The organism is Gordonia sesuvii, assembly GCF_036350415.1.
In the GTDB taxonomy this organism is placed as follows: domain Bacteria; phylum Actinomycetota; class Actinomycetes; order Mycobacteriales; family Mycobacteriaceae; genus Gordonia; species Gordonia sesuvii.
The window spans coordinates 507,662-530,956 of the sequence record NZ_JAZDUF010000004.1; the positions used below are offsets into that span (position 1 = coordinate 507,662).

20 protein-coding genes and 2 tRNA genes are annotated in these 23,295 nt (G+C 66.2%); 6 read left to right on the forward strand and 16 right to left on the reverse strand.

Annotation, left to right across the window (positions count from 1 at the left end; genetic code table 11):
- The first annotated feature begins 13 nt into the window (after positions 1 to 13).
- Complete coding sequence (gene pknB, locus VZC37_RS16170) at positions 14 to 1,939, forward strand: Stk1 family PASTA domain-containing Ser/Thr kinase (protein ID WP_330433583.1); 1,926 nt, start codon at positions 14 to 16, stop codon at positions 1,937 to 1,939.
- Between the two features lie 10 nt (positions 1,940 to 1,949).
- Here pknB and VZC37_RS16175 read toward each other — a convergent pair whose 3' ends face one another.
- A complete protein-coding gene (locus VZC37_RS16175) occupies positions 1,950 to 2,633 on the reverse strand; it encodes an aminodeoxychorismate/anthranilate synthase component II (protein ID WP_330433584.1) in 684 nt (227 codons plus the stop codon).
- Between the two features lie 211 nt (positions 2,634 to 2,844).
- Between VZC37_RS16175 and crgA the strand changes: the two genes are divergently transcribed.
- Together crgA and VZC37_RS16185 are read left to right on the forward strand one after the other, a co-directional pair.
- On the forward strand, positions 2,845 to 3,135 hold the full coding sequence (gene crgA / locus VZC37_RS16180; RefSeq protein WP_330433585.1) for a cell division protein CrgA: 291 nt from the start codon (positions 2,845 to 2,847) through the stop codon (positions 3,133 to 3,135).
- A 100-nt stretch (positions 3,136 to 3,235) separates the two neighbouring features.
- Positions 3,236 to 3,742: a PH domain-containing protein gene (locus tag VZC37_RS16185; RefSeq protein ID WP_330433586.1), complete on the forward strand. Its 507-nt coding sequence runs from the start codon at positions 3,236 to 3,238 to the stop codon at positions 3,740 to 3,742.
- Positions 3,743 to 3,748: 6 nt separating this feature from the next.
- Here VZC37_RS16185 and VZC37_RS16190 read toward each other — a convergent pair whose 3' ends face one another.
- Together VZC37_RS16190 and VZC37_RS16195 are read right to left on the reverse strand one after the other, a co-directional pair.
- Positions 3,749 to 4,696 (reverse strand): rhomboid family intramembrane serine protease, encoded by a 948-nt coding sequence (locus VZC37_RS16190; RefSeq protein WP_431309430.1) that lies wholly within the window; start codon positions 4,694 to 4,696, stop codon positions 3,749 to 3,751.
- Positions 4,693 to 5,214 (reverse strand): peptidylprolyl isomerase, encoded by a 522-nt coding sequence (locus tag VZC37_RS16195; protein WP_431309243.1) that lies wholly within the window; start codon positions 5,212 to 5,214, stop codon positions 4,693 to 4,695. The genes VZC37_RS16190 and VZC37_RS16195 overlap by 4 nt, the downstream gene beginning before the upstream one ends.
- Before the next feature lie 124 nt (positions 5,215 to 5,338).
- On the opposite strand from VZC37_RS16195, the gene VZC37_RS16200 reads away from it, so the two are divergent.
- Positions 5,339 to 5,521 carry a hypothetical protein gene (locus VZC37_RS16200; protein ID WP_330433589.1) on the forward strand — a complete coding sequence of 61 codons (183 nt, stop codon included), beginning with the start codon at positions 5,339 to 5,341 and terminating at the stop codon, positions 5,519 to 5,521.
- A gap of 667 nt (positions 5,522 to 6,188) precedes the next feature.
- Entirely contained in the window at positions 6,189 to 6,689 is a 501-nt protein-coding gene (locus tag VZC37_RS16205) for a DUF4190 domain-containing protein (RefSeq protein ID WP_330433590.1), read from the forward strand.
- Positions 6,690 to 7,304: 615 nt separating this feature from the next.
- Here VZC37_RS16205 and VZC37_RS16210 read toward each other — a convergent pair.
- From VZC37_RS16210 to VZC37_RS16225, 4 genes are all read right to left on the reverse strand, one after another.
- Entirely contained in the window at positions 7,305 to 8,024 is a 720-nt protein-coding gene (locus tag VZC37_RS16210; RefSeq protein WP_330433591.1) for a hypothetical protein, read from the reverse strand.
- 111 nt (positions 8,025 to 8,135) lie between these two features.
- Complete coding sequence (locus tag VZC37_RS16215) at positions 8,136 to 9,407, reverse strand: hypothetical protein (RefSeq protein WP_330433592.1); 1,272 nt, start codon at positions 9,405 to 9,407, stop codon at positions 8,136 to 8,138.
- A 67-nt stretch (positions 9,408 to 9,474) separates the two neighbouring features.
- Positions 9,475 to 10,152: a DUF8176 domain-containing protein gene (locus VZC37_RS16220; protein WP_330433593.1), complete on the reverse strand. Its 678-nt coding sequence runs from the start codon at positions 10,150 to 10,152 to the stop codon at positions 9,475 to 9,477.
- Positions 10,153 to 11,511: 1,359 nt separating this feature from the next.
- Positions 11,512 to 12,018, reverse strand: a complete 507-nt coding sequence (locus VZC37_RS16225; protein WP_330433594.1) for an enoyl-CoA hydratase — start codon at positions 12,016 to 12,018, stop codon at positions 11,512 to 11,514.
- 153 nt (positions 12,019 to 12,171) lie between these two features.
- Between VZC37_RS16225 and VZC37_RS16230 the strand changes: the two genes are divergently transcribed.
- On the forward strand, positions 12,172 to 12,618 hold the full coding sequence (locus tag VZC37_RS16230; protein WP_330433595.1) for an ABZJ_00895 family protein: 447 nt from the start codon (positions 12,172 to 12,174) through the stop codon (positions 12,616 to 12,618).
- 70 nt (positions 12,619 to 12,688) lie between these two features.
- Here the strand turns inward: VZC37_RS16230 and VZC37_RS16235 are convergent.
- The 9 genes from VZC37_RS16235 to dnaN all read right to left on the reverse strand — a co-directional run bounded on the left by VZC37_RS16235 (position 12,689) and on the right by dnaN (position 22,797).
- Positions 12,689 to 12,764 (reverse strand) — tRNA-Ala (locus VZC37_RS16235).
- Between the two features lie 7 nt (positions 12,765 to 12,771).
- Positions 12,772 to 12,848 (reverse strand) — tRNA-Ile (locus tag VZC37_RS16240).
- 64 nt (positions 12,849 to 12,912) lie between these two features.
- Positions 12,913 to 13,746 (reverse strand): DUF3566 domain-containing protein, encoded by an 834-nt coding sequence (locus tag VZC37_RS16245; protein ID WP_330433596.1) that lies wholly within the window; start codon positions 13,744 to 13,746, stop codon positions 12,913 to 12,915.
- An 86-nt stretch (positions 13,747 to 13,832) separates the two neighbouring features.
- On the reverse strand, positions 13,833 to 16,319 hold the full coding sequence (gene gyrA / locus VZC37_RS16250) for a DNA gyrase subunit A (protein WP_330433597.1): 2,487 nt from the start codon (positions 16,317 to 16,319) through the stop codon (positions 13,833 to 13,835).
- A gap of 139 nt (positions 16,320 to 16,458) precedes the next feature.
- Complete coding sequence (gene gyrB, locus VZC37_RS16255) at positions 16,459 to 18,537, reverse strand: DNA topoisomerase (ATP-hydrolyzing) subunit B (protein ID WP_330433598.1); 2,079 nt, start codon at positions 18,535 to 18,537, stop codon at positions 16,459 to 16,461.
- A gap of 346 nt (positions 18,538 to 18,883) precedes the next feature.
- Positions 18,884 to 19,459, reverse strand: coding sequence for a DUF721 family protein (locus tag VZC37_RS16260; RefSeq protein WP_330433599.1), 576 nt, complete (start codon positions 19,457 to 19,459; stop codon positions 18,884 to 18,886).
- Positions 19,456 to 20,640 carry a DNA replication/repair protein RecF gene (recF, locus tag VZC37_RS16265; protein ID WP_330433600.1) on the reverse strand — a complete coding sequence of 395 codons (1,185 nt, stop codon included), beginning with the start codon at positions 20,638 to 20,640 and terminating at the stop codon, positions 19,456 to 19,458. The genes VZC37_RS16260 and recF overlap by 4 nt, the downstream gene beginning before the upstream one ends.
- Position 20,641: 1 nt before the next feature.
- Entirely contained in the window at positions 20,642 to 21,565 is a 924-nt protein-coding gene (gnd, locus tag VZC37_RS16270; RefSeq protein WP_330433601.1) for a phosphogluconate dehydrogenase (NAD(+)-dependent, decarboxylating), read from the reverse strand.
- A gap of 68 nt (positions 21,566 to 21,633) precedes the next feature.
- Positions 21,634 to 22,797: a DNA polymerase III subunit beta gene (gene dnaN, locus VZC37_RS16275; protein WP_330433602.1), complete on the reverse strand. Its 1,164-nt coding sequence runs from the start codon at positions 22,795 to 22,797 to the stop codon at positions 21,634 to 21,636.
- Positions 22,798 to 23,295: the final 498 nt, after the last annotated feature.

Genomic DNA, 23,295 nt, shown 5'->3' on the forward strand with positions numbered 1-23,295 from the left:
TGAGCGCAAGGTGATGTCGACGCCGCACCATCTCTCCGATCGCTACGAACTCGGCGAGACGCTCGGGTTCGGTGGTATGTCGGAGGTCCATTTCGCCCGGGATCTCCGACTGCACCGTGATGTGGCGATCAAGGTGCTGCGCGCCGACCTGGCCCGCGACCCCACCTTTTATCTGCGCTTCCGCCGCGAGGCGCAGAACGCCGCCAAACTGAACCATCCGACGATCGTGCAGGTCTTCGACACCGGGGAGGCCGAGACCGAGGACGGCCCGTTGCCGTTCATCGTGATGGAGTACGTCGACGGTGACACGCTGCGCGACGTGCTGCGATCCAATGGTCCGGTGTCGCCGCGTCAGGCCATGACCTGGATGGCGGATGTGGCTGCGGCGATGGACTTCTCCCACCGCAACGGCATCGTGCACCGCGACATGAAGCCGGCGAACGTGATGATCGACAAGGCCGGCGCGGTGAAGGTGATGGACTTCGGCATCGCCCGGGCCATGAGCGACACCACGTCGACGATGACGCAGACGTCGGCGGTCATGGGTACCGCGCAGTACCTGTCGCCGGAGCAGGCGCGCGGCATCAAGGTCGATCCGCGCAGCGACATCTACTCGATGGGCTGCGTGCTGTTCGAACTGCTCACCGGTCAGCCGCCGTTCACCGGGGACTCGCCGGTCGCCGTCGCCCATCAGCACGTGCACGAGGATCCGGAGTGGCCGTCGTCGATCCGCACCGAGATCCCGCGGGAGCTGGACTCGGTGGTCCTCAAGGCGATGAGCAAGAACCCCGCCAACCGGTATCAGTCTGCGGCGGACCTGCGGTCGGATCTGATCAAGGTGCTCGCCGGCGGCAAACCCTCGGCCCCGATGCTGATGTCCGACGAGGACCGCACCGAGTTCATCGACAGCACCTCCCGCCGCTCGTTGACCGACTCCGGTCCGCGCCGGGTGGTGCCGTCTGGTGGGTCGCACCGTCGCGAGGACACCGACGATGTGGATCCGCCGCAGCGGCGCCGGGTCCGCGGCCTCGTCGTCGGCGCGATCGCCCTGGTCGCGGCGTTGGTGACGGGACTGCTGTTGTGGTCGCCGTGGGGGTCGGAGACCGCCCGGCAGATTCCGGTGCCCGCCGTCGTCGGGATGCCGTCGGCCGAGGCGCGCGACAGCCTGCGGGAGGCCGGTTTCACGGTCACCGAACTCGAGGAACCCAGCCTGGAGGTCGCCGAGGGATCGGCGACGCGGTCGGCCCCGGCGGAGAACGTGCTGGCCACCGAAGGTTCCGAGATCACGCTGTATGTGTCATCCGGACCGCAGCGCCATCCGATGCCCGACCTGCGCGGTCAGTCACCCGACGAGGCCACCGAGGCGCTGCGCGTCCTCGGGTTCTCCAACGTCCGCACCGACCGGGTCGACTCCACCCCGGAGCTGCTGGACCGGGTCACCGGGACGACACCCCCGGTGGGCACCGAGGCCCCGGTGAACGGGGCGGTCGTGGTCCACATCGGCAACGGGCCGAAGGAGGTCACCGTCCCCGACGTCACCGGGCAGACCGAGGAGGCGGCCCGCACCGTGCTCGAGCAGATCGGCTTGGAGGTGGTGGCCGTCGCCGGCGACTCGCAACTGCCGGCCGGTCAGGTCGTGAGCAGTTCTCCGGAGGCCGGCGCGACGGTGGAACAGGGTTCGACGGTGCAGATCGTGGTGTCGCGCGGCAATCTCTTCGTGATGCCGAACCTGCGGGGCCAGACGCCGCAGCAGGCCCGGGCGCGTCTGGTCGCGGCCGGCTGGGAGGACAACACGCTGACCCGCACCAACCGCAACGTGCCGATCACCAGCCCCGACGACGGCCGGGTCATCGGCCAGACCCCGGAGCCGGGGTCACGCGTACGCAAGGACGAGTCGGTGTCGATCGTGGTCGGTCAGGCCAGCCTGCTGCCCGGCTGACGCCGCTGGATCAGCCGAGGGCGGCCGCCATCTCGGCTTCGAGCACGTCCACCCGTGACTCGGGGATATCGACGCCGCACACCGCTAGCCAGTTGGCCAGCATCCGGTGTCCGCCCTGCGTGAGGACGCTCTCCGGGTGGAATTGCACGCCGTGGATGGGAAGCTCGCGGTGCGCCATCGCCATCACGATGCCCGACTCGGTCCGGCCGGTGACGACGAGTTCGTCGGGGATGGTCTCGGGTACCACGGTCAGTGAGTGATAGCGGGTGGCGGTGAACGGGCTGGGTAGGCCGGCCAGGACGCCGAGGCCGTCGTGCATCACCTGCGATGTCTTGCCGTGCAGCAGCTCGGGCGCGCGGTCGACGGTGCCGCCGAACGCCGCGCCGATCGCCTGATGACCGAGGCACACCCCGAGCAGCGGCATCCCCGTCTGCCGCGCCACCCCGACCATCGGGATGGTCACGCCCGCGCGCTGCGGGGTGCCCGGCCCCGGGCTGAGCAGCACGCCGTCGAATCCGTCGACGGCTGCGGCGGGGTCGGTGAGCTGCGGATCGTCGTTGCGCCAGACCACGGCCTCGACACCGAGCTGGCCCAGATACTGGACCAGGTTGTAGACGAAGCTGTCGTAGTTGTCGATGACGAGGATGCGGCCCGCCGCGGCCCCGGATCTCTGCTGCACAGACGGCTGATTCACCCCGTCAGGCTACCCCGAGGCCCATCGGGCCGGTCCACGGGATTTCCCGGTCCATGAAGTGGCGGAACGCGGCGTTGCCGGGTCGGCGACCAGGTGAGATACCGTAGAGGAACACCTTTTGCGAGCGACGGACCGCCGCCTGGCGGATCATCCCGGTACCGTCGCGCCCGACAGACAGCCCGACGAGCTGTTCAGCACTACAGAGGAAGTCATGCCGAAGTCAAAAGTCCGGAAGAAGACCGACTACACCATCAACCCGGCCAGCCGGACTCCGGTGAAGGTGAAAGCCGGGCCGTCGAGCAACATCTACGTGTGGCTCATGCTCGGTCTGATGCTGTTGGGCCTGGCCTGGCTGATCGTGTTCTACCTGGTCGCGACCCCGACTGCGCTGGGCGCCGAAGGCGAGATCCTCAACTGGATGTACGAGCTCGGCCCCTGGAACTTCCTCATCGGATTCGCACTGATGGTGGTCGGCCTGCTGATGACGATGCGGTGGCGCTGACGCGGCCGGCGCTGTCATTTCCGTCTGCTCACACGTGTGTGATTCATCCACACTGTGGAAATCACATGTGTGTAAGTCATCCCCACTGTGAGTAACACCTGTGGATAACTTTGCCGACTTGTCCACACACGAGTGGGCGACGCCGCGCCCGGCCGGCGCTGCCCTGGGAATCGGTGGTGTGTTCCTGCTGGTCGCCGCCGTCTTCGTGGCCGGCGACCCGGCCGGGTTGGTTCTGATGGGCGCCGCTGGGCTGCTGCTGCTCGCGTTCTCCGCTTACGCGTTGACCGTGCGTCCGCGTCTGGCGATCGCGACCGCGGCGGACGGTCAGCCCGCGATTTTCGTCCGCACCATCGGCGGTTCGCACACGTATCCGCGGGATCGGATCGACCGCATCCGGCTCCTCGACTTCCGCCGGATCGGGCGGCGCACCGGTCAGCTGGAGTTCGACTTCCTCCACGACGACGCCGCCCCGACCCCTCCGGCCGACTCGCTGCGCGACGACACGCGTCTCGTGGTGTTCAGCCGGTGGGATCTGGGCGCCGACCTCGCGACGGTCACCGAAAAACTACGACGGGCCGGGTTCGTGGTGGAGGACCTGCGGAAATGAGGGCGGTCAGCCCACGTACACCCGGATGCCGCCGTAGGACATGCCCACCACGACACTGACCGCGAGCGCCATGACGACGAGCGCGGCGATGGCGAACCATCCGACCCGCGCCGATGCGGCTGCGGTGCGCCGTTCGGGCGTCAGCAGCCACTGCGGCAGGAAGATGATCGCGGCGGTGGCGGCGGCGCCGAACACCAGGCCGCCCACGTGGGCGAGCAGGGAGATGTTGGGCACCGTGATCGACAGGACCAGGTTGAGCACGATGATCGAGATGACCGGGGTCGGTGAGGCCCGTGCCTTCAGCACGACCACAAGAACCGCACCCATCAGTCCGTAGATGGCACCGGATGCGCCGGCGTTGATCGAGACGTCGGGTCCGAAGGCCATCACCGCAGCGCTGCCGCCGAGCAGGGCGGTCATGTAGACGCCGAGGTAGCGCGGGATGCCGATCGCGAGCTCGAGGTCACGACCCAGGATGAACAGCGACAGCATGTTCACCGCGACGTGCGTGATGGAGAAATGCAGGAAGCCCGCGGTGAGGAGTCGCCAGTACTCGCCGTCGGCGACCAATGGCTTGACCAGCGCCCAATCGAGGAACAGCGGCGACTGCAGCATGTCGAAGCCGCCGGCCTGCATCGCACACAGCGCGAAGATCGCCAGGTTGAGCGCGATGAGCGTGTACGTCGCATAGGGCCGCGGCCCGACCATCGGTTTGGCGACCATCGGGCGGATGCCCCGATCGCCGAAGGTCGGCGCCGCCACCGAGCGTTGGACGCCGTCGTTGCGCAGGCATTCAACGCAGTGCTGGCCGACGGCAGCGGGCCGCAGACACTCCGGGCACGCCGGCCGTCCGCACCGGCTGCAGGCCAGTCCGGTGGGACGGTCGGGATGCCGGAAGCACACCGCCGGCGGACCGGCGGTGTGCGGAGGACCGGGGTACTGCGGGCCGGTCAGTTGATTTCGATCTTCTCGATGACCACCTCGTCGAGCGGGCGGTCGGCGCGATCGGTCGAGGTGGTGGCGATGGCGTCGACGACCTGCTGCGACTTCGGGTCGGTGACCTCACCGAAGATCGTGTGCCGGCGGTTCAGGTGCGGGGTCGGTCCGACGGTGATGAAGAACTGCGAGCCGTTGGTGCCGGGTCCGGCGTTCGCCATGGCGAGCAGGTAGGGGCGATCGAACTGCAGTTCGGGATGGAATTCGTCGGCGAACTGGTAGCCCGGGCCGCCGCGGCCGGTACCCGTCGGGTCGCCGCCCTGGATCATGAAGCCCTCGATGACGCGGTGGAACACCGAGCCGTCGTAGAACGGTCCGCTGTCGCCACCGGATGCGTTCGGCTGGCTGTAGTCCTTGGAGCCGTCGGCGAGGCCGGTGAAGTTCGCGACCGTCTTGGGTGCGTGATTGCCGAACAGTTCGACAACGATGTCGCCGCGATTCGTGTGCAGGGTCGCGGTCTGCTTCTGAGTAGTCACGTCCTCCATCCAACCACTTCTGGCGCCGGCGGGACCCGGCCATGGGCCTGTACCGGCGCAAACCACGGGCCTGTCCGTCACTCCGAGGTGACAGGCGGTCGGGAAGGCTGGCACGCTGTTAGGCATGTCGAAGAAGTACGTGTGGGCCGGGGTGTCGGCGGTGGCTGCGGTGTTCGCGAGCGGGATCACCGCGGTCGTCGTCCGCAGGTCGCGCCGCGAACCCCCGCCGGTGTCGGCGACGGTGCCGCGAGTCGAAGACCTCACCGTGGTCGGCGACGGCGAGGACCCCGGCGCCGTGGCGTCGTGACGGTGTGATGAATCAGGCAATCGCGGCGGCGGCCACATCGGCCACCACACGGTCGGCAAACCGACAACAACGGTAATTTGGAACAGTGACCTCCGACGACAACTCACGGCCTACGCCCGAGCCGGATGACAGCCCGGCCGGTCCGGCCGGTGATGCGGCGCCCCCGAGTCCCTCGGTGGCGGCGCCGTGGGAGCGTCCGCCGACCGCGCCGGTGACGGCACCGGGTGCCCGCCAGCCCCAGAGTCGGTCGGAGCCGCCCAGATCCGACCGGGGCGCACCACAAGCACCCCCCTCGGGTCGTTACGGTCCACGACCTCCGCAACCGGGTGGCCCGCCGACCGGCGGGGCGCCACGGAACGTACCGCCGCGAGGTCCCAACGGGCCTGGCCCCGCACCCGGTGGTCGCCCAGGTCCCGGTCCCGCCGGCGGCCTGCCGCCGTGGAACACCGGCCCCGCGGGTCGCAACGGTCCGCCGCCCTACCGCGGTGGACCTCCGCCACCGGGCTATCGGCCGCCTCCGGGACACCGGCCTCCCCCACCGCCTCCTGGCGCGGGCCGTCCGGGTCCACCGCCTCCGCATGGCGGGCCGCAGACGGGTCCGCCCCGGCCGCCGTCGTCACGCGTGTTGCCACCCGGAGATCTTCCGACCCGCACGGTGTCGCCAGCGGTGGCTGCGGAAGTGGCCGCCCAGGCCACGCGCCAGGGCGAGTCGGCAACAGACGCCGCCACCGAGGTCCGGCCGGCGCCCTCCACGGACGCCGACGACTTCCGTCCCCTCGACGTCCCGGAGCGCACCGAGAAGTTCGACGCTCCGGCCGAACGTCCGCAGGCGTACTCCAGCATCAAGACCGACGACAACCCCACCATCGACGACGTCCCGGAGGAACAGGTGCCCACGCGGAGTCAGCCCGCCACCGCCCGGTCGTCGCGGCCCGCGAAGTCGCGCGGTACCAACAGAACTGCGATCTGGGCGCTTGTGCTGTCGATCCTGGGGATCACCTCGCCGATCGGTCTCTACCTGGGCTATCGCGCTCGGGGCGAGATCGCCCGCACCCGCGAACTCGGCGAATCTTTTGCGCGCGTTGCCATCTGGATCGGTTGGTTGTACATCGCGGTGATCGTGCTCGGGTTGCTGACGTACTTCTGGATCTCGGGGCAAGGGGCGTAGAGATCTCCACCTTGGTCGTCCGCGAGATTTAGTGTGACGGCTGGATAGGGCGCAATTCGTTTCCACTGTCTTCGTGCACTAGCCTATGTCCTGCGTGACGTGTGCCACGCATATCTCATCGGGGAGGGACCTACGTTGGCGAAGCGAAGTTGCTTGGCGTTTCTGGCTATTACGGTCATGGTGTCAGCCACAATTCTGGGAATTGGATCTGCGTCTGCGAGGCCCTACGAAGCACCACGAATTAACCAGTACAGTGAAGAGTTCTGGGCTATCGGAAATCACAGCAACTGCCGCGGCGCAGTGCACGTAAGTATCAAGGTCGATCCGCGGCAATCCGGTAAAGCGTTCGTGACGTACACGCCCCGCGCGTTCCACGGAGATGGTCCGACTTGGTCCAAGAATCCTTCGTGCAAGGTGTACGTAAACGCTGTGATCGATGGCTTTCGATTCGATCGCCACTCGATCCGCGCCGTAAACGCTGGACCACGCGGCGGAAAGCCTGTACGACTCACCCTCTACCCGGGTCCCGGCCCCCATGCTTTGTCCTTCGGCGGTCAGGGACTGAGCTTTGGTATCTCCAGCTACCTGATCGTTCCGTGATCTCTAGCGTCGGAGCTAACCTCGGCTGACCGATCTCTGTGTCCGAATGGCGATCTGCTGAAGTGCACTCCATGTGCCAGCGGTAAGACGTTGTTGGGCAGCGCCATCAAGGGATGTTCCCTCCCCGAGGACGGGCTCATAGTCCAGCCCGACTACTCCGGAAACCGCACCCGTGACAGCGTCGGTGAGCATGCCGGTCAGCGCCTGATGATTCAGAGTCGGTACCTGGCAACAGATCACCACGATGGTGCGTCGCAGTAGCCCGGCATGCTCCCACTCGCTGAACACCTCACGTGACCGGTTGAGCAGGTCGGGTCGAGGCCCGACGACGAGAACTGGTGTGACATCAGCCAGTTCGGGCTCGCAAAGCTCAGGCAGGACGGTCAGTGGACGAGCACCCGCATCGACGACCGGAACCGCTCCGAACCGCCAGGCATGGACCACGACGTCGGTGATAGCGGCCTCGGGGGCCGGTAGGAGTCCTGTCCCCGCTGCGGTGCGCAGCAGCGCTTCATCGCCGGTGGCGCGCAGTCTCTGGTGAAGGTCACCGTCGTTGCCTGCGGCGTCGACCCACCACGAGGCGCCCCCCAGCGAGGTGGCAGCGCGGTATTCGGCCAGGAGGGCGGATATGACCGAGGTTCCCACTCCCCCGGCCGTCCCACAGACCACCACACTGCGCTCGTTGGTCGACGGTGGTGAGACGGGACCACCGTGTCCCTGCATGTCCTCGCTCATCGTCACTTCCGAAGTCGGTCTCGTCCCGTCAGGCGCGTACCCGGGACCGTGCTGGCTGTGACCCGCCGGTCAGCGGGCCACAGCCAGTCTATGGTGAATGACTCCCCGAAATCAGTTCGCGGGAGCCGTCTCCTGCGGCCACGCCACCTCCAGGCCCGGAACCGAGTTCTTGGCCTGATCGGTGCGCTGCTTGGTCGCCTGCTGTGCGGACTTCTCGGCCTGCGGGCCGGCGCCGCCGAGCAGCCCATACGGCGCGAGGGCCTGCTCCACCGACCAGTTCGCCTCCACGCCGTTGACCGATGCGTGGACGTCGCCGCGCGAGTTCACGACGTACTCGACGGCCGGCAGACCTGCCTTCTGCGCATCCTCGGGCGAGAGCTTCAGCTCGAACTGGTTCGCGTCGGGGTTCGGCAGCGGCTCGGCTTCCGGCTTGTCCTGCTTCCACGGCTCATCGGGGTTCGCGCCCGGATCGCCGGCACCGAGGGTGTAAGCGGCTGCGCCGCCGATCGTTCCGCCGATCGCTGCGCCGGTAGCGGCGCCTGCTGCGGCACCGGCAACAGCACCGACTCCCGCTCCGATTCCTGCACCGGCGAGCGCACCAGGAACGAGGATGCCCCCGCCAGTTGGCGCAACGAGATATGAGAACACGACGGCGTTGTAGATCGTGCCTGCAATTGCTCCCACGGGAAGTCCGACAGCCGCCCCTGCTACTGCGCCCGGTACGGCCATCGCAGCCGCACCGGCAGTTCCACCCGTCGCAACACCGATGATCGTCGACGCAGCTTGCCGCGAGGCCTCATCTTCAGGCACACCAACAGAGATCAAACCTTGGGCGATCTTCGACTCACCGTACGCGGCCCACGCGTTGAGCGAGTTGACATCACGATCGGACATGCCTTCCGGAATGTCCGTGATGAAGTTGCCGACACGGATCTTCTCCGGCGGCGGGGCGATCGGACGCACCGGCGCCACCGGCTTGGGCGCCGTCAACGGCTGTTCCGGAATCGGGTTGTAGGCGTTCTCGTAGGTGCTGGGTCCGGTATTCGTGCTGGGCGCCGTGTAGGTGCTCGGCGCAACGTATGGCTGGTACGGAGCCTCCTGCGGCGGTGCCGGGATGGCGCCCGGCCCTGGGACGTTCACCGGCGCGACGTCTTGTGTCGGCGAGGTGCCCCCCTGCTCGGGAACGTCGGCCTCGGGCGTGATGCCGCCCTGTTCGGGCACGCTGGGACTGGTCCCGCCCTGCTCGGGTACTGCGTATGCCGCACCCGCACCGAGTCCGGTGGCAATGGTGGCCGCGAGTGCCGCGGTGGTCATCGTCTTGCGGAACGGTGCGCGCCGCTCGCAACTCTTGTGGTGGCGTCCTCGTTCTGGCGGGTTGGCCATGGTTGTCTACTCCCCCTTGTAGGTTGAATCCAGTTTGGATTCGTTGTCAGGCTGGACGATTCGTCCGCTACTCCCGCTTCTTGATGGAAGCGATGTATGTCTGGCCGTCGCGTTCGACGGTTGTGATGATCTGTGGGTACACCACGGATTCGGCGCCGGGACCGGGCGGTGTCTCGGTCAGATCCACGGCATAGGTCCCCGGCTCGAGCTCGGTGATCTCGAGGCAATGCTCTGTGCCGCGCGCAACTTGGGTGTCGATGAAGTTCTGCAGATCGTCCTCGGTGTTCACCGCGTTCGGCAGCGCCGCTTCCCGCGCTTCGCGCGCTGAGCGAGTGACGTAATAGCCGTAGTTGAAAGCCAAGATCGCGCCGGGACCCGACTGCTGGTCACCCGGTCCGTTGCCGGTCGTCACCGAGCCGTCCGAGGATGCCGAACAGTCGGCAGCCGATGGCGCCGCACTCGTGGACTCTGAAGGGGTGGACTGTGCCGCGACAGCCGGATTGTCTGCGACGCCCGACTCCTGGCCGCGACCGGAGACCAGGCCGATTGTCACTGCGCCGCCGATCGCCATCACCAGGACGATGGCCGCCGATCCGATCAGCGCCACTCGGTGTTTCGCGAAGAAGCTCTCCTGCGTGTCCTTCGGCTTGACCGCACGGACCCGCATCTGTTCGAACGGGTCGCCTTCTGCCGGTTCTGTTTCGAACTCGTCCTGGGTCGTGGCTGCCCACTCGCCCTCTGGCATAGAGGATTCAGACCATTGCTGAATGGGCGGGGATGCCACCTCCACCGCTGGCGTAGACGAGTCTGACCGATCCGCTCCGACGACTTTGGCTGCCGTCAGTTCGCGGGCGAGCTCATTCGCAGGAAAGCCTTGGCCCGCGGGCCAGGATGGCACGTCATCAAGCCAATTGTGAGGTCCGGTCATTGGGTTCTCCCGTCGACTGCACGTCGGAGAGGAGAGGAACACCCGAACGCAGCGCCAGGTCCGACGTGTAGGGGTGAGGGCACGAACGGAATTGCGGCGGTGCGTCGCGAGCGGCTAGATACTCGGCAGCGTCCCATGGCTGAAGTGCGCACAAACAGGCTGGTCACGGTCGCTGGCTTCGACCCCCGGGTCCCATCGACCCCCGATAACACGCATCACTATCCTCACCCCGACAATGCTTGCTGCACGATAGCGGATCGTGGTTCCGATCTCATAATCGTCCACATGCGGAGTGTGCCATCGGGTTCACCGCGTCTGCTGGGTGAGGAGCACTCCAGACGTTCGAATGGTTGATCATTTCATTCGATCGGATGACTCCTGGTCTCAGCCGGCAACCGCGACCACTCGGCGGACGTGCTCGATCGTCAGGGAACCCACATCCGCGACTCGACACCGTACGACTGCGCCTGGTTGCCGCCGGTTCCGTACGCATATCCCGCGACCCCGATGACTGCGGGCCCCGATCCCGTATCAAGGATTCGCGAAACCCGCTGACCGGGCTTCTTTCCGAACGACACTGGAACGTAGGTCTTCTTGTAGAACGAGGTGGGGGTTATCTGCGTAATAACCAGCGTCACTCGGCACTTGGGGTTTCGCTGCCATCCGGGTCCGTTTCCCGTGAAACCGTGCGAAGTAACCGTCGTCCGGACGTGGCCAGGTTTGCCTCTGGGCGCTGTGAACGCAACGTGCAAGGCCCCGCGGCAATAGTCGTGATCCCCGAATGTGCCGAAGTTGTCGCCCGCGATGGTCCACACCATCGGTATCGGCGCATCCGCAGCTGCACTACCGGCACCCGAGAATGTCAAAGCACTTCCAACGACCGCCGCGAAAAGCAGCCCAGCAAGCTTACGCATGATGATCGAGACCCCCATCGAATCGTCAACAACCCGTCAAACTTAATACACGCTCGGCGCGGGATCGCAAACCGCATGCACGACGGCGGGGTCGACTACGCGAATGACACGACAGCCGCCCCAGGTCATCGAAGCGGGACAACGCCCTTGGGGATCCGCCAACATGACCGCTGTTAAGTCCAGCAACCGCTTGGTGCCGATTCGGGACGTCCAAGAGTCAGCTCATTCGGTCCGGTCCGTCGGACCCAAGTCGGGATCGGTATTACGGAACAACAGTAAGGAAGCTGACTCCGCCGTACGGGACCGGAACGCGCACGGGCTGATCAGGCACGTACGTCGCAACTCCAAAGCCGGCGGGTCCTGAACCTGAATTGATCTCTTTCACGAACTTCTGCCCCGGACGAGGACCGAAGGAAACGGAGTGGAAAGTCTCCCGACTGAGGGGGTGATTCGGACTGATCTCATTGAACGACAGCAGAATCCGACAGCGCGGATTGCTTCGCCAACCGACTCCGTCACCCGTGAAGCCGTGAGACGTGACCGTGATCCGGATCTTGCCGCGAGTTCCTTTTGGCGCCACAACACCCACATGCATCGCTCCACGGCAGCCCGCGTGATTGCCGACGGTGCCGAAATTATCGCTGTACAGCGCTATTCGCGGCAACTGCGGCTCCGCCGACACGGCACCAACCCCCAGAAGCGTCAACGCTCCCACGACAACGGCGAGCAACGCCGAGAACAGCTTACGCACGATGATCGAGACCCCCATCGAATCGTCAACAACCCGTCAAACTTAATACACGCTCGGCGCGGGATCGCAAACCGCATGCACGACGGCAGGGTCGACTACGCGAATGACAAGACAGCCGACCCAGGTCATCGAAGCGGGACAACGTCTTCGGGAGCTGACATCATCACCGCCATGTCGATCACCGCCATGTCGCTGGGCAAGTACTTGGGTTGGTTCGCCGGGTCCTACGCCGTGCTCGCGCTGATCGTCGGTGCGATCGGTGAGTTCATCGACATCGGCTCAGGCGCATCGGTGATCGTGCCGATGCTCGCAGCGATGTTGGCCGGCGACCGGTTCGTCGCGGATCATGAGCGCCTGCCGTCGAAGGCGGAGAAGAGCGCACTCATCTACGGGTCGTTCGCGATCTCGATCGTTCTCGCCGCGATCACCCTGGCAGTCATGGTGGTCGCGATACCCGATCTGACAACTGAGGTCGAGGACTCGCTGGGGTGGCCGCTGACCATCGGGATTCTGGCGGTCGGCTTCGCGCTGAACTACCTGTTGATCTGGTTCGGTTACGGCCCGATGACCAAACGGATGCTCGCAAGCCGGGAACGGAAACTCGAACGCCAAGGCTGAGTGACAGCACCACCCCGAATGCACAACACCACCTTGCTTCTCCAAGCAAGGTGGTGTGATTGAGACGAGGTGGTGGAGCCTAGGAGATTCGAACTCCTGACATCCGCCTTGCAAAGGCGGCGCTCTACCAACTGAGCTAAGGCCCCGGGTTCGTGGTGGGCCTAGGAGGACTTGAACCTCCGACCTCTTCGTTATCAGCGAAGCGCTCTAACCGCCTGAGCTATAGGCCCGTGAACCGAAGTGAGAGATTACCCGACCGGGGGTCGCAGGAGCAAAACGGGTGGTCAGAGCCCCTCAGTCCAGGTCGGCGAGAGTCACCTCGGCACCACCCACGAGATCGGCGCACAAGTTGTAGATGTAGGCGCCGACGGTGGCCAGAGCAGTGAGCAGGATGGCGTTGATCGCACCGATCAGCGTCGCCCAGCCGAACACGGTGCCGGCACCGATGATGTCGCCCTCACTGGTGGAGCCGTCGGCGGTCACCAACGTGCCGAACGAGCTGTTGACCTGATCCCACACACCCATGCCGTCGAGAATCAGATACAGCACGGCGATGGAGATCATCCAGATGAGGAACCCGGCCACCGACAACACGGCCGCGACCTTGAACGTCGCCCACGGATCGATCCGACGCAGCTGCACCGCCGCCCGAAGCGGCCGAGCACCGATCTCGGCGGGTGCCGACCGCTGCGGCGCGGGAGCCGGTGCAGGCGCGGGATCGTTCACGTGATGGATCGCGTCGAGATTGGGCAGCTTCTCGGCCGGCAGGTCGTCGCGGTCGATGTTGCGCGTCGGCGACTCGACGAACTTCTCACCGTGGGTGTCGGTCTTGGTGGTCGTACCGCCACGCGAGGCACCCGCTTCACGCGGATCGTCGAGCTTGGTGATCGGTGCCTGCTGGCCGGCCATGCTCGCCGCCGCGGTGACGATCCCTCGCGGCGGCGGACCGGGCTGGCGCGCCGACCCGTTGGGTGCATCCGACTGGTGACCCGCCCCGTTCGGCCCGCGTTGCCACGGCGGCACCAGGCCACCGGGAGCAGTCCCCTGCTGCCCCGGACCCGAGGCCGCGTGGGGACCGGAGTCCCCGTTGCTCGGCTTCTTGTCGTCCGGTGTGTTCGGTGAGCTCACTGGCACATCCCTCATTCGGTGGTCGTATGACCCACACTAACCGCTAGCAGTGGCCGATCCCGGTCACCACTGGCCGCAATCCTGGCCTACGTGGCGGGTTCTTCGTCCGGCTCGTCCGCATTGCGCGCAATGGCGATGACGGTGGTGCCCTCGTCCAGGTTCATCAGGCGCACGCCCTTGGTCTGACGGCCGGCCTTGCGGACCTGTTTCGCACCCGTTCGGATGACGCCGCCACCCGAGGTGATGGCATACAGCTCCGAGTCGTCGTCGACGATGAGCGCACCGATCAACTCGCCACGTCGACGGTCGTGCTGGATCGTCAGCACACCCTTGCCGCCGCGGCCCTGGACCGGGTAGTCGTCCATGCCCGTGCGCTTGGCGTAGCCGCCCGACGTCGCAACAAGCAGATAGGTGCCGTCGCGGACCACGTTGAGGGACAGCAACAGGTCGTCGCCGTTGAAGCGCATGCCCTGCACACCGGAGGTCTGGCGGCCCATCGGGCGCAGCGCCTCGTCGTCGGCGTGGAACCGGATCGACTGCCCCTTCTGCGACACCAGCAGCAGGTCGTCGTCGGCACTGCACAGCTGCGCCCCGACGAGCTCGTCCTCGCCGCGCAGGTTGATCGCGGCGATGCCGCCGGACCGGTTGGAGTCGAAGTCGACCAGCTTGGACTTCTTCACCAGACCGTTGCGGGTGGCCAGCACCAGGTACGGCGCATCCTCGTAGGTCTTGAGCTGGATGACCTGCGCGATCCGCTCCTCCGGCTGGAAGGCCAGCAGGTTCGCGACGTGCTGACCGCGCGCGGTGCGGTTGGCCTCGGGCAGCTCGTACGCCTTGGCGCGATACACCCGGCCCTTGGTGGTGAAGAACAAGATCCAGTCATGGGTGGAACTGACGAAGAAGTGCTTGACGATGTCGTCCTGCTTGAGGCCGGCGCCCTGCACTCCCTTGCCGCCGCGACGCTGACTGCGGTACAGATCCGAGCGGGTGCGCTTGGCGTAGCCGGTCTCGGTGATGGTGACGACCACCTCTTCGCGCGCGATGAGGTCCTCGTCGCTGACGTCGCCGTCGGCGGCGATGATCTTGGTGCGACGCTCGTCGCCGTACTTCTCGACGACCTCGGTGAGCTCGTCCCGAACGATCGCGCGCTGCCGCTCCGGCTTGTCGAGGATGTCCTTGTAGTCGGCGATCTCACGTTCGATCTCGGCCAGCTCGTCGATGATCTTCTGTCGCTCCAACGCCGACAGACGACGCAGCTGCATCGCCAGGATGGCGTCGGCCTGGATCTCGTCGATGTCGAGAAGATCCATCAACCCGGTGCGCGCGGCCTCGGTGTTGGCCGACGAGCGGATCAGCGCGATCACCTCATCGAGGGCGTCGAGCGCCTTGACCAGACCGCGCAACACGTGGGCGCGTTCCTCGGCCTTGCGCAGCAGATACCGTGTGCGACGGACGATCACGTCGATCTGGTGCGCCACGTAGTACCGGATCATCTGATCCAACCGCAACGTGCGGGGCACACCGTCGACGATGGACAGCATGTTGGCACCGAAACTGGTCTGCAGCTGGCTGTGCTTGTACAGGTTGTTCAGCACCACTTTGGCGACCGCGTCGCGACGCAGAGTGATGACGATGCGCAGGCCCGCGCGATCCGAGGACTGATCCTCGATCCGGCTGATGCCCTTGAGTTTTCCTTCGTTCACCTGCTCGGCAACCGACTGGATCAGGTTGTCGGGATTGACCTGATACGGCAGCTCGGTCACCACGAGCTGTGTGGTGCCCTTGTTCTCCTGGATGTCGACCACGCTGCGCATCCGGATGCTGCCACGGCCGGTGGTGTAGGCATCCTTGATGCCCTGGCTCCCGACAATCAGTGCGGCCGTGGGGAAATCGGGACCCTTGATCGCCTCCATGCAGGCGTTGAGCAACGACTCGTCGTCGGCGTCGGGATGCTCCAGCGCCCAGAACACCGCGGCGGCAACCTCGTTGAGGTTGTGCGGCGGGATGTTGGTGGCCATACCGACCGCGATGCCGCCGGATCCGTTGATCAGCAGGTTCGGGATCCGCGACGGCAGCACCGTCGGTTCGTTGGTCTTGCCGTCGTAGTTGGGGATGAAATCGACGGTCTCCTTGTCGATGTCCCGCAACATCTCCATCGCCAACGGCGTCAGCCGGGCCTCGGTGTAACGCATGGCGGCCGCGCCGTCGTTGCCGCGCGACCCGAAGTTGCCCTGTCCGTCGATCAGCGGATACCGCATCGACCACGGCTGCGCGAGGCGCACCAGGGCGTCGTAGATCGCGCTGTCGCCGTGCGGATGGTAGTTACCCATCGTCTCCGCAACGGGTTTCGCCGACTTCACGTAACTGCGGTCGGGGCGGAAACCGGCGTCGAACGACGCGTAGAGCAGTCGGCGGTGCACCGGCTTGAGGCCGTCCCGCACCTCCGGCAGCGCACGACCCACGATGACACTCATCGCGTAGTCGATGTAGCTGTTCTGCATCTCCTGGCCGAGGTCGACCGGTTCGATGCGGTCGCCCTCTCCCCCGGCGGGGGGCAGTGTGGTGTCAGTCATGGGATCTCTTTCGTTCAGACTGTCGGCGGGCGGGTCGTGGTGGTTTCGAGGCTCGTACCTCAACCACCCGGGGAATCGGCAGCGGAGGTTTCGAGGCTCGTCGCTGGCGCTCCTCGCACCTCAACCAGCGATAAGAGGGTCAGACGTCGAGGAAGCGAACATCTTTGGCGTTGCGGGCGATGAAGCTGCGGCGTGCGGCGACGTCTTCGCCCATCAGGATCGAGAACAGTTCGTCGGCGGCCGCGGCGTCGTCGAGGGTGACCTGCCGCAGGACGCGCACGGCCGGGTCCATGGTGGTCTCCCACAGTTCCTTGGCGTTCATCTCGCCGAGACCCTTGTAACGCTGGATACCGTCGTCGGTGTTGATCTTCTTGCCGGCGGCGCGACCGGCCTCGAGCAGGCCGTCCCGTTCGCGGTCGGAGTAGGCGAACTCCGGTTCGCTCTTCTGCCACTTGAGTTTGTACAGCGGCGGCTGCGCCAGGTAGACGTGACCGTGCTCGATGAGCGGCCGCATGAACCGGAACAACAAGGTCAGCAGCAGCGTCGCGATGTGCTGGCCGTCCACATCGGCGTCGGCCATCAGCACGATCTTGTGATAGCGCAGCTTGGCGAGATCGAACTCGTCGTGGATGCCGGTGCCGAACGCCGTGATGATCGACTGGACCTCGGTGTTCTTGAGCACCCGGTCGATGCGGGCCTTCTCGACGTTGATGATCTTGCCGCGGATCGGCAGGATCGCCTGGTACATGGAGTCGCGTCCCGACTTGGCGCTACCGCCGGCCGAGTCGCCCTCCACGATGTAGACCTCGCACTTGGTGGGGTCGTTGCTGCGGCAGTCGGCCAGCTTGCCGGGGAGTCCACCGATGTCTGTTGCGGTCTTGCGGCGCACCAGTTCTCGCGCCTTGCGGGCGGCCATGCGGGCCTGCGCGGAATCGACCGCCTTCTTGATGATGATCTTGGCCTCGGCCGGGTTGGACTCGAACCAGTGCGCGAGATGCTCGTTGCAGGTCTTCTGCACGAAGCTCTTCACCTCGGTGTTGCCGAGCTTCGTCTTGGTCTGACCCTCGAACTGCGGGTCACCCACCTTGACCGAGATGACCGCGGCCAGACCCTCACGGATATCGTCGCCGGTGAGTTTGCCGTCCTTCTCCTTCAACAACTTCTTGTCGTAGGCGTACTTGTTGACGGTGCTGGTGAGCGCCGCGCGGAAGCCCTCTTCGTGGGTGCCGCCCTCATGGGTGTTGATGGTGTTGGCGAACGTGTGCACCGACTCGGAATAGCCGGCGTTCCACTGCATCGCGATCTCCACCTCGTGGCCGGTGCCCTTGGCGGTGAAGCCGACCACCGAGTTGTGGATGGCGTTCTTTGTCCGGTTGAGGTGCTTGATGTAGTCGACCAGCCCGTCCGGGTAGTGATAGGTGCGGGTGCGGACCTTCGCGGCCTTCTGCGCCTTCTCCTCTTCGGACTTGATGGTCTCCGCGGCGTCGTCACCCTCGGGATCCATCTCCGCCTCGGCGACCGCGGCCTCGTCACTGAGCCGGTTGTCGGTGAGCGTGATGGTGAGGCCCTTGTTCAGGAACGCCATCTCCTGCAGGCGGCGCGCCACCGTCTCGGCGCTGAACGTGGTGGTCTCGAAGATCGAGGAATCCGGCCAGAACCGCACGGTGGTACCGGTTTTGCGGGTGGCGTCACCCTTTTCCAGCGGACTGGGCTTGGCGTTGTTGTACTCCTGCTCCCAGTGGAAGCCGCCGTAGTTGATCTCCAGCTCGACACGTGTCGACAACGCGTTCACCACGGAGATGCCGACACCGTGCAGACCACCGGACACCGCATAGGCGTCGGAATCGAACTTGCCGCCGGCATGCAACTGCGTCATGACGACCTCGACGGTCGGGCTGCCGGTCTTGTGCATGTCAGTGGGGATGCCGCGACCGTCGTCGACGACCTGGACGCCACCGTCCTCGAGGAGCGTGACCTCCACCTTGCTGGCGTAGCCGGCCATCGCCTCGTCGACCGAGTTGTCGACGACCTCCCAGATCAGGTGATGGAGGCCACGCTCACCGGTGGAACCGATGTACATGCCGGGCCGCTTGCGGACCGCCTCGAGACCTTCCAGGATGCTGATCGAATCCGCGCTGTACTCGCCCGGTTTCTTGGACTTCCGGGCCTTCTTCGCCGCAGCGCTGTCGGACCCGTTGGTGTCGTTGGTGTCGGCCACGAGGTGCGTCCGCTCCTGTTCTGTCTCGGTGAAACCGACAGGACGGAACCGGACACACGACCCATGGACACACGCCTGCCCCATCCGCGTGGTCGCGCGGACGAGATCGGTATGCATCCCGGGCATGCAACCCGGTCGATGTCCACCCCTGTCGGGACAACTGCATCCATACTACTGCCTCACCCGACCAGAAACGGTCATCCGGGGCCGCTAACAACCTCACAGATCGATTTTTTTCGTTCGATGCCGGTCCACTTGTGGCCGGGACCGGATTCTGCCGTCTGGCGAACGCTGGCTCGCTACCGCAGACCCTTCCGTGGAACCTGTCCGGCGAACACCGTCCCCGTCACCCGTAGGTGTCGCGCGGCCCGCGACCGGGCACATGCCGGGGGCCCTTGCGCCACGACGGCTGCTTCGGTCCGGTGATCCGCAGACTGGTGACCATGCCGTCGCCGGCCGCCGCGGCGATCTTCGCGAGGATCTGCCCCTGCATGTACCGAAGCTGCGTCGCCCAGGCGGTCGATTCGGCCGCGATGTGTAACACGTTGTCGTGCAATGCGGTTGGCCTCGCATGCGCGGCGACGTCGGGTCCGACGATCTGATCCCAGAGCCCGAACACCGTGCCCTGCCCGATCTGCGACTGCCAGCCTCGGTCGCGCGCCAGGCTCCCCGCGAGCCGACCGAGCGGTTGCGGATCCCGGGAGTCCGGGCCGGACCCGGACCAGCTGCGGCGGCGCACGGTCGTCCGACGACGATCCGTGACCGGCGACGACCTGCCCTGACCGACCGACTTGCCCTCGGCGCGGGCTGCGGCGCGGGCCTCCTCGAGCGCACGTCGGGCCAGTTCATAGCCGGACGAATGACCGGACGAATGGCCAGACGATGGTTCTGCCGGACGCCCGGCCGGTTCCGAATCGCTCATCCCGCGTCCTCCCCTGGCATGAGATCACTGACCACGGAGTGCCGTTGCCCATTGTCCTCCACGACGCCGACACTCACACGCGCACCGCCGATCGTGTCGGGGATGTCGTCGGGGACCGCCGCGGTGACCAGCAACTGTTCGGCGGACTCGGTGAACGCGACGAGCTGGGCACGGCGCTGCGCGTCGAGTTCGGCGAACACGTCGTCGAGCATGATGACCGGTTCGATCCCCTCGGCACGCACCAGTTCCACGGATCCCAGTCGCAGCGCGAGCGCCAATGACCAGGACTCGCCATGGCTGGCGAAGCCTTTGGCGATTTCGTCACCCAAGACGATGTCGATGTCGTCGCGGTGCGGTCCGACCAGGCTCACACCGCGGTCGATCTCCTTGCTCCGCAGCTCGGCGAGTCGCCCCAGCAGGATCTCGGTGATGTCGGACGCGTCGACGGACTCCACGGCGATCTCCGGCCCGGCCGCCGCTCGATACCGCATCGTCGCCGGCCGCGAGTGTGGGGCGATCGACGCATACGACTCGGTCACGTGCGGCCGCAGGTCGTTGAGGACCTCGATGCGGGCGGCGGTCACCTGACCACCGAGATCGGCGAGCTGACCATCCCAGACATCGAGCGTGCTGATCACCGAGTCGGCGTCCGACCCACCTCGCCGCAACGCGGCCCCGGCGGTCTTGAGCAGCGCCGACCGCTGACGCAGCACTCGATCGTAGTCGGAACGGGCTGCGGCCCAACGGGGTCCGCGTTGCGCGACCAGTTCGTCGATGAATCGTCGGCGGTCGGACGGATCACCGCGGACCAATAGCAGGTCCTCCGGCGCGAACATCACCGCACGCAGGATGCCGAGGATGTCGCGGGCCCGACGTGCCGGACTGCCATTGACCGTGGCCTTGTTGGCGCCCTCGGCATTGATCTGCACCTGCACGGTCAGTTCGCGGCCGACATTCTCGACGGTCCCGGTGACACTCGCCGAGGATGTGCCGCTGTGCACCAGCGGTGCATCGGTACTCACCCGATGCGACCGCAGGGTCGCGAGATAGTTCACCGCCTCGAGCAGATTCGTCTTGCCGAAACCGTTGCGGCCCACGAAGATCGTCGGTCCGGGGCGCAGGGTCAGATCGATCTCCCGCCACGAACGGAAGTCGCGCAGTGCCAACTCGCGAACGAACACGTCAGGTGGACGGGGTTCCGGACTCGCCGACCGACCGGCCGGCGGTGTCACGAACCGAGTGCCCGCCGAACTGATTGCGCAGCGCGGACACGGCTTTCAGTGCCGGTGAGCCCTCGTCCTGGCGGGACGCGAAGCGCGCGAACAGGGCCGCGGAGATGACATTGGCGGGCACCGAATGCCGGATCGCCTCTTCGACCGTCCAGCGGCCTTCACCGGAATCGGTTGTATAGTCCGATATCTCGGACAGACCCGGGTCCTCTTCGAGTGCGCGGACCAGCAGTTCGAGCAGCCACGACCGCACCACGGTCCCTTGTGTCCAGGCCCGCAACGTGCCCTCGACATCGGTGATCAGCGGTTCGGCGCTGAGCAATTCGTAGCCCTCGCCGTAGGCATGCATCAACCCGTACTCGACGCCGTTGTGCACCATCTTGGCGTAATGTCCGGCGCCGACCGGGCCGGCGTGCACGAAACCGTCCGCCCGTTCACCCGGTGGCCGCAGGGCGTCGAAGATCGGCATGACCTGGGCGACGTCACCGTCGCTGCCGCCGACCATCAGGCCATATCCGTTGCGCAATCCCCACACTCCGCCGGAGACGCCGCAGTCGAGGTAGCCGATGCCCTTCTCCGCCAACAACTGTGAGTGGGGCAGGTCATCTGTGTACTTCGAGTTGCCGCCGTCAATGACGATGTCGCCGGATTCCAGGACCCCGGCCAGTTGGGTGATGGTGCTGCGGGTCGGATCCCCGGAGGGCACCATCACCCACACCGCGCGCGGCGCGTCGAGCGCGGCCACCATCTCCGCGAGGGATCCCACGTCGGAGACCTCGGGTCGCGGATCGTAACCGACCACCTGGTGCCCGGCCTCTTGGATGCGGGTGCGCATGTTCGCGCCCATCTTTCCGAGGCCGACGAGCCCGAGTTGCATTCACGTTCCTTCGGTCGGTTGGTGCAGATTCGCCGATTTCGTGGGTCGGGTCGTGCCGAGCGCGGGCCTCAGCCCGGTAGACGCACCGGCATCAGCAGGTAGGTGAACACGCTGTCGGGGGCGACGAAGGCGCCGGATTCGTCGGCGACCGGTTCCTCACCGCTGGACGGGCGCAGCACCGCGGGCCGGCTGGGGGTGGTGAATCCGAAGTCGACGGTCGGCACACCGATCGCCGAGAGACCGTCCTGCAGGTAGCCGGGGTTGAACGCGATGGTGAGTGGCTCGCCGTGGAACTGCACCGGCAGCTCCTCCTCGGCCTTGCCGGCCTCGTCGCCACCGGCGGTGAGCACGAGCAGACCCTCGCTGAACTCCATGCGCACCTGGGCCCCACGTTCGGCGACGAGCGCGACACGCTTGATCGCGTCGAGCAGCGGCGCGCTGTCGATGGTGGCGACCGCGGTGTGGCTGGCCGGCAGCAGCTGACGGAATTTCGGGAACTCCGCATCGAGCAGTCGGGTGGTGGTGCGTTTGGTCTCACCGAGGATGCCCAGGATCCCTTCGCCGCCGATTCCCGACCCGGTGCCGAACGCCAGGGAGATCTCGCCGGTGCCGGTGCCCGCGGTCTTGGCGCTCTCCGACAGCGTCTTGGCCGGGACCAGCACTGCGCCGGTCGTGCCGGCGCCGGTGGGCTGCCATTCGAGTTCACGTACCGCGAGGCGGAACCGGTCGGTCGCGGCGAGGACCACGCGGTTGTCCTCGATCTCGACCCGCACGCCGGTGAGCATCGGCAGGGTGTCGTCGCGGCCGGCGGCGACGGCGACCTGGCCGATCGCCTCGGCGAACACCTGGGCGGGGATGGTGCCGGTCACCGCCGGCGACTCCGGGAGCTCGGGGTAATCCTCCACCGGCATGGTCGGCAGGGAGAACTTCGCGCTGCCGCACGTGATGGCAACCCGCGAACCGTCGAGGCTGACGTCGACCGGTTTGTTGGGCAGCGCCTTGGTGATGTCGGCCAGCAGCCGCCCGGAGACCAGGACCTTGCCGGGTTCGGCGATCTCGGCGGCGATCGATTCCTGGGCCGAGACCTCGTAGTCGAACCCGGACACCTCGAGGCCCTCGTCGGCCGTCAGAACCACACATCCGAGCACTGGGACGGGCGGACGGGCCGGCAGGCTACGGGCGACCCAGGCAACTGATTCTGCGAACTCGTCACGCGCGACACGGAACTTCATGCTGGGTGGTTGCCCTTCTCTGTTCAGCTGCTCTCGCCACACCCACCTTCGACCGCCGAGCACATTCTGAGGATCGGTGGGATTTCCAGATGGGATTCCAACTGTAGAACGAGCCTGCCAGACGGGGAGCGAATGGGGGCGAAGTGCGCGGTCGGCGACACGACGTCGGACGGACGGTCCGCGCTCACTGTGCACAAGGTCTTCTTTTGAAAGATTCTCTTTAGAGAGGGATCCATCTCAGTCATAGGGGCTGTGGATCTGTGCACCACAGCGTTTCCGTGCAGGTCATCCGCCGTCGCCACGTGTGGATGGTTCGTGGACAACACGTGAGGGGATCCGCCGCCTTGTGGGCGGCGAGCGGACTGTTCGGTCTCTGTCCACGGTCGGTGCACACGCGGTCCACCGTTATCCCGAGGTTTATCCACAGCTGGTGATGAACCGATTCGGCGCACGACGAACCCGGGATCCCTGGGATCCCGGGGTGACAAACCCTGTGGT

Coding starts and splice junctions, on each gene's coding strand:
- pknB (WP_330433583.1), top strand. CDS start 14: ATGTCGACGCCGCACCATCTCTCCGATCGCTACGAACTCGGCGAGACG.
- crgA (WP_330433585.1), top strand. CDS start 2,845: ATGCCGAAGTCAAAAGTCCGGAAGAAGACCGACTACACCATCAACCCG.
- VZC37_RS16200 (WP_330433589.1), top strand. CDS start 5,339: ATGTCGAAGAAGTACGTGTGGGCCGGGGTGTCGGCGGTGGCTGCGGTG.
- VZC37_RS16210 (WP_330433591.1), bottom strand. CDS start 8,024: ATGAGCGAGGACATGCAGGGACACGGTGGTCCCGTCTCACCACCGTCG.
- VZC37_RS16215 (WP_330433592.1), bottom strand. CDS start 9,407: ATGGCCAACCCGCCAGAACGAGGACGCCACCACAAGAGTTGCGAGCGG.
- VZC37_RS16220 (WP_330433593.1), bottom strand. CDS start 10,152: ATGCCAGAGGGCGAGTGGGCAGCCACGACCCAGGACGAGTTCGAAACA.
- VZC37_RS16225 (WP_330433594.1), bottom strand. CDS start 12,018: ATGGGGGTCTCGATCATCGTGCGTAAGCTGTTCTCGGCGTTGCTCGCC.
- VZC37_RS16230 (WP_330433595.1), top strand. CDS start 12,172: ATGTCGATCACCGCCATGTCGCTGGGCAAGTACTTGGGTTGGTTCGCC.
- gyrA (WP_330433597.1), bottom strand. CDS start 16,319: ATGACTGACACCACACTGCCCCCCGCCGGGGGAGAGGGCGACCGCATC.
- VZC37_RS16260 (WP_330433599.1), bottom strand. CDS start 19,459: ATGAGCGATTCGGAACCGGCCGGGCGTCCGGCAGAACCATCGTCTGGC.
- gnd (WP_330433601.1), bottom strand. CDS start 21,565: ATGCAACTCGGGCTCGTCGGCCTCGGAAAGATGGGCGCGAACATGCGC.
- dnaN (WP_330433602.1), bottom strand. CDS start 22,797: ATGAAGTTCCGTGTCGCGCGTGACGAGTTCGCAGAATCAGTTGCCTGG.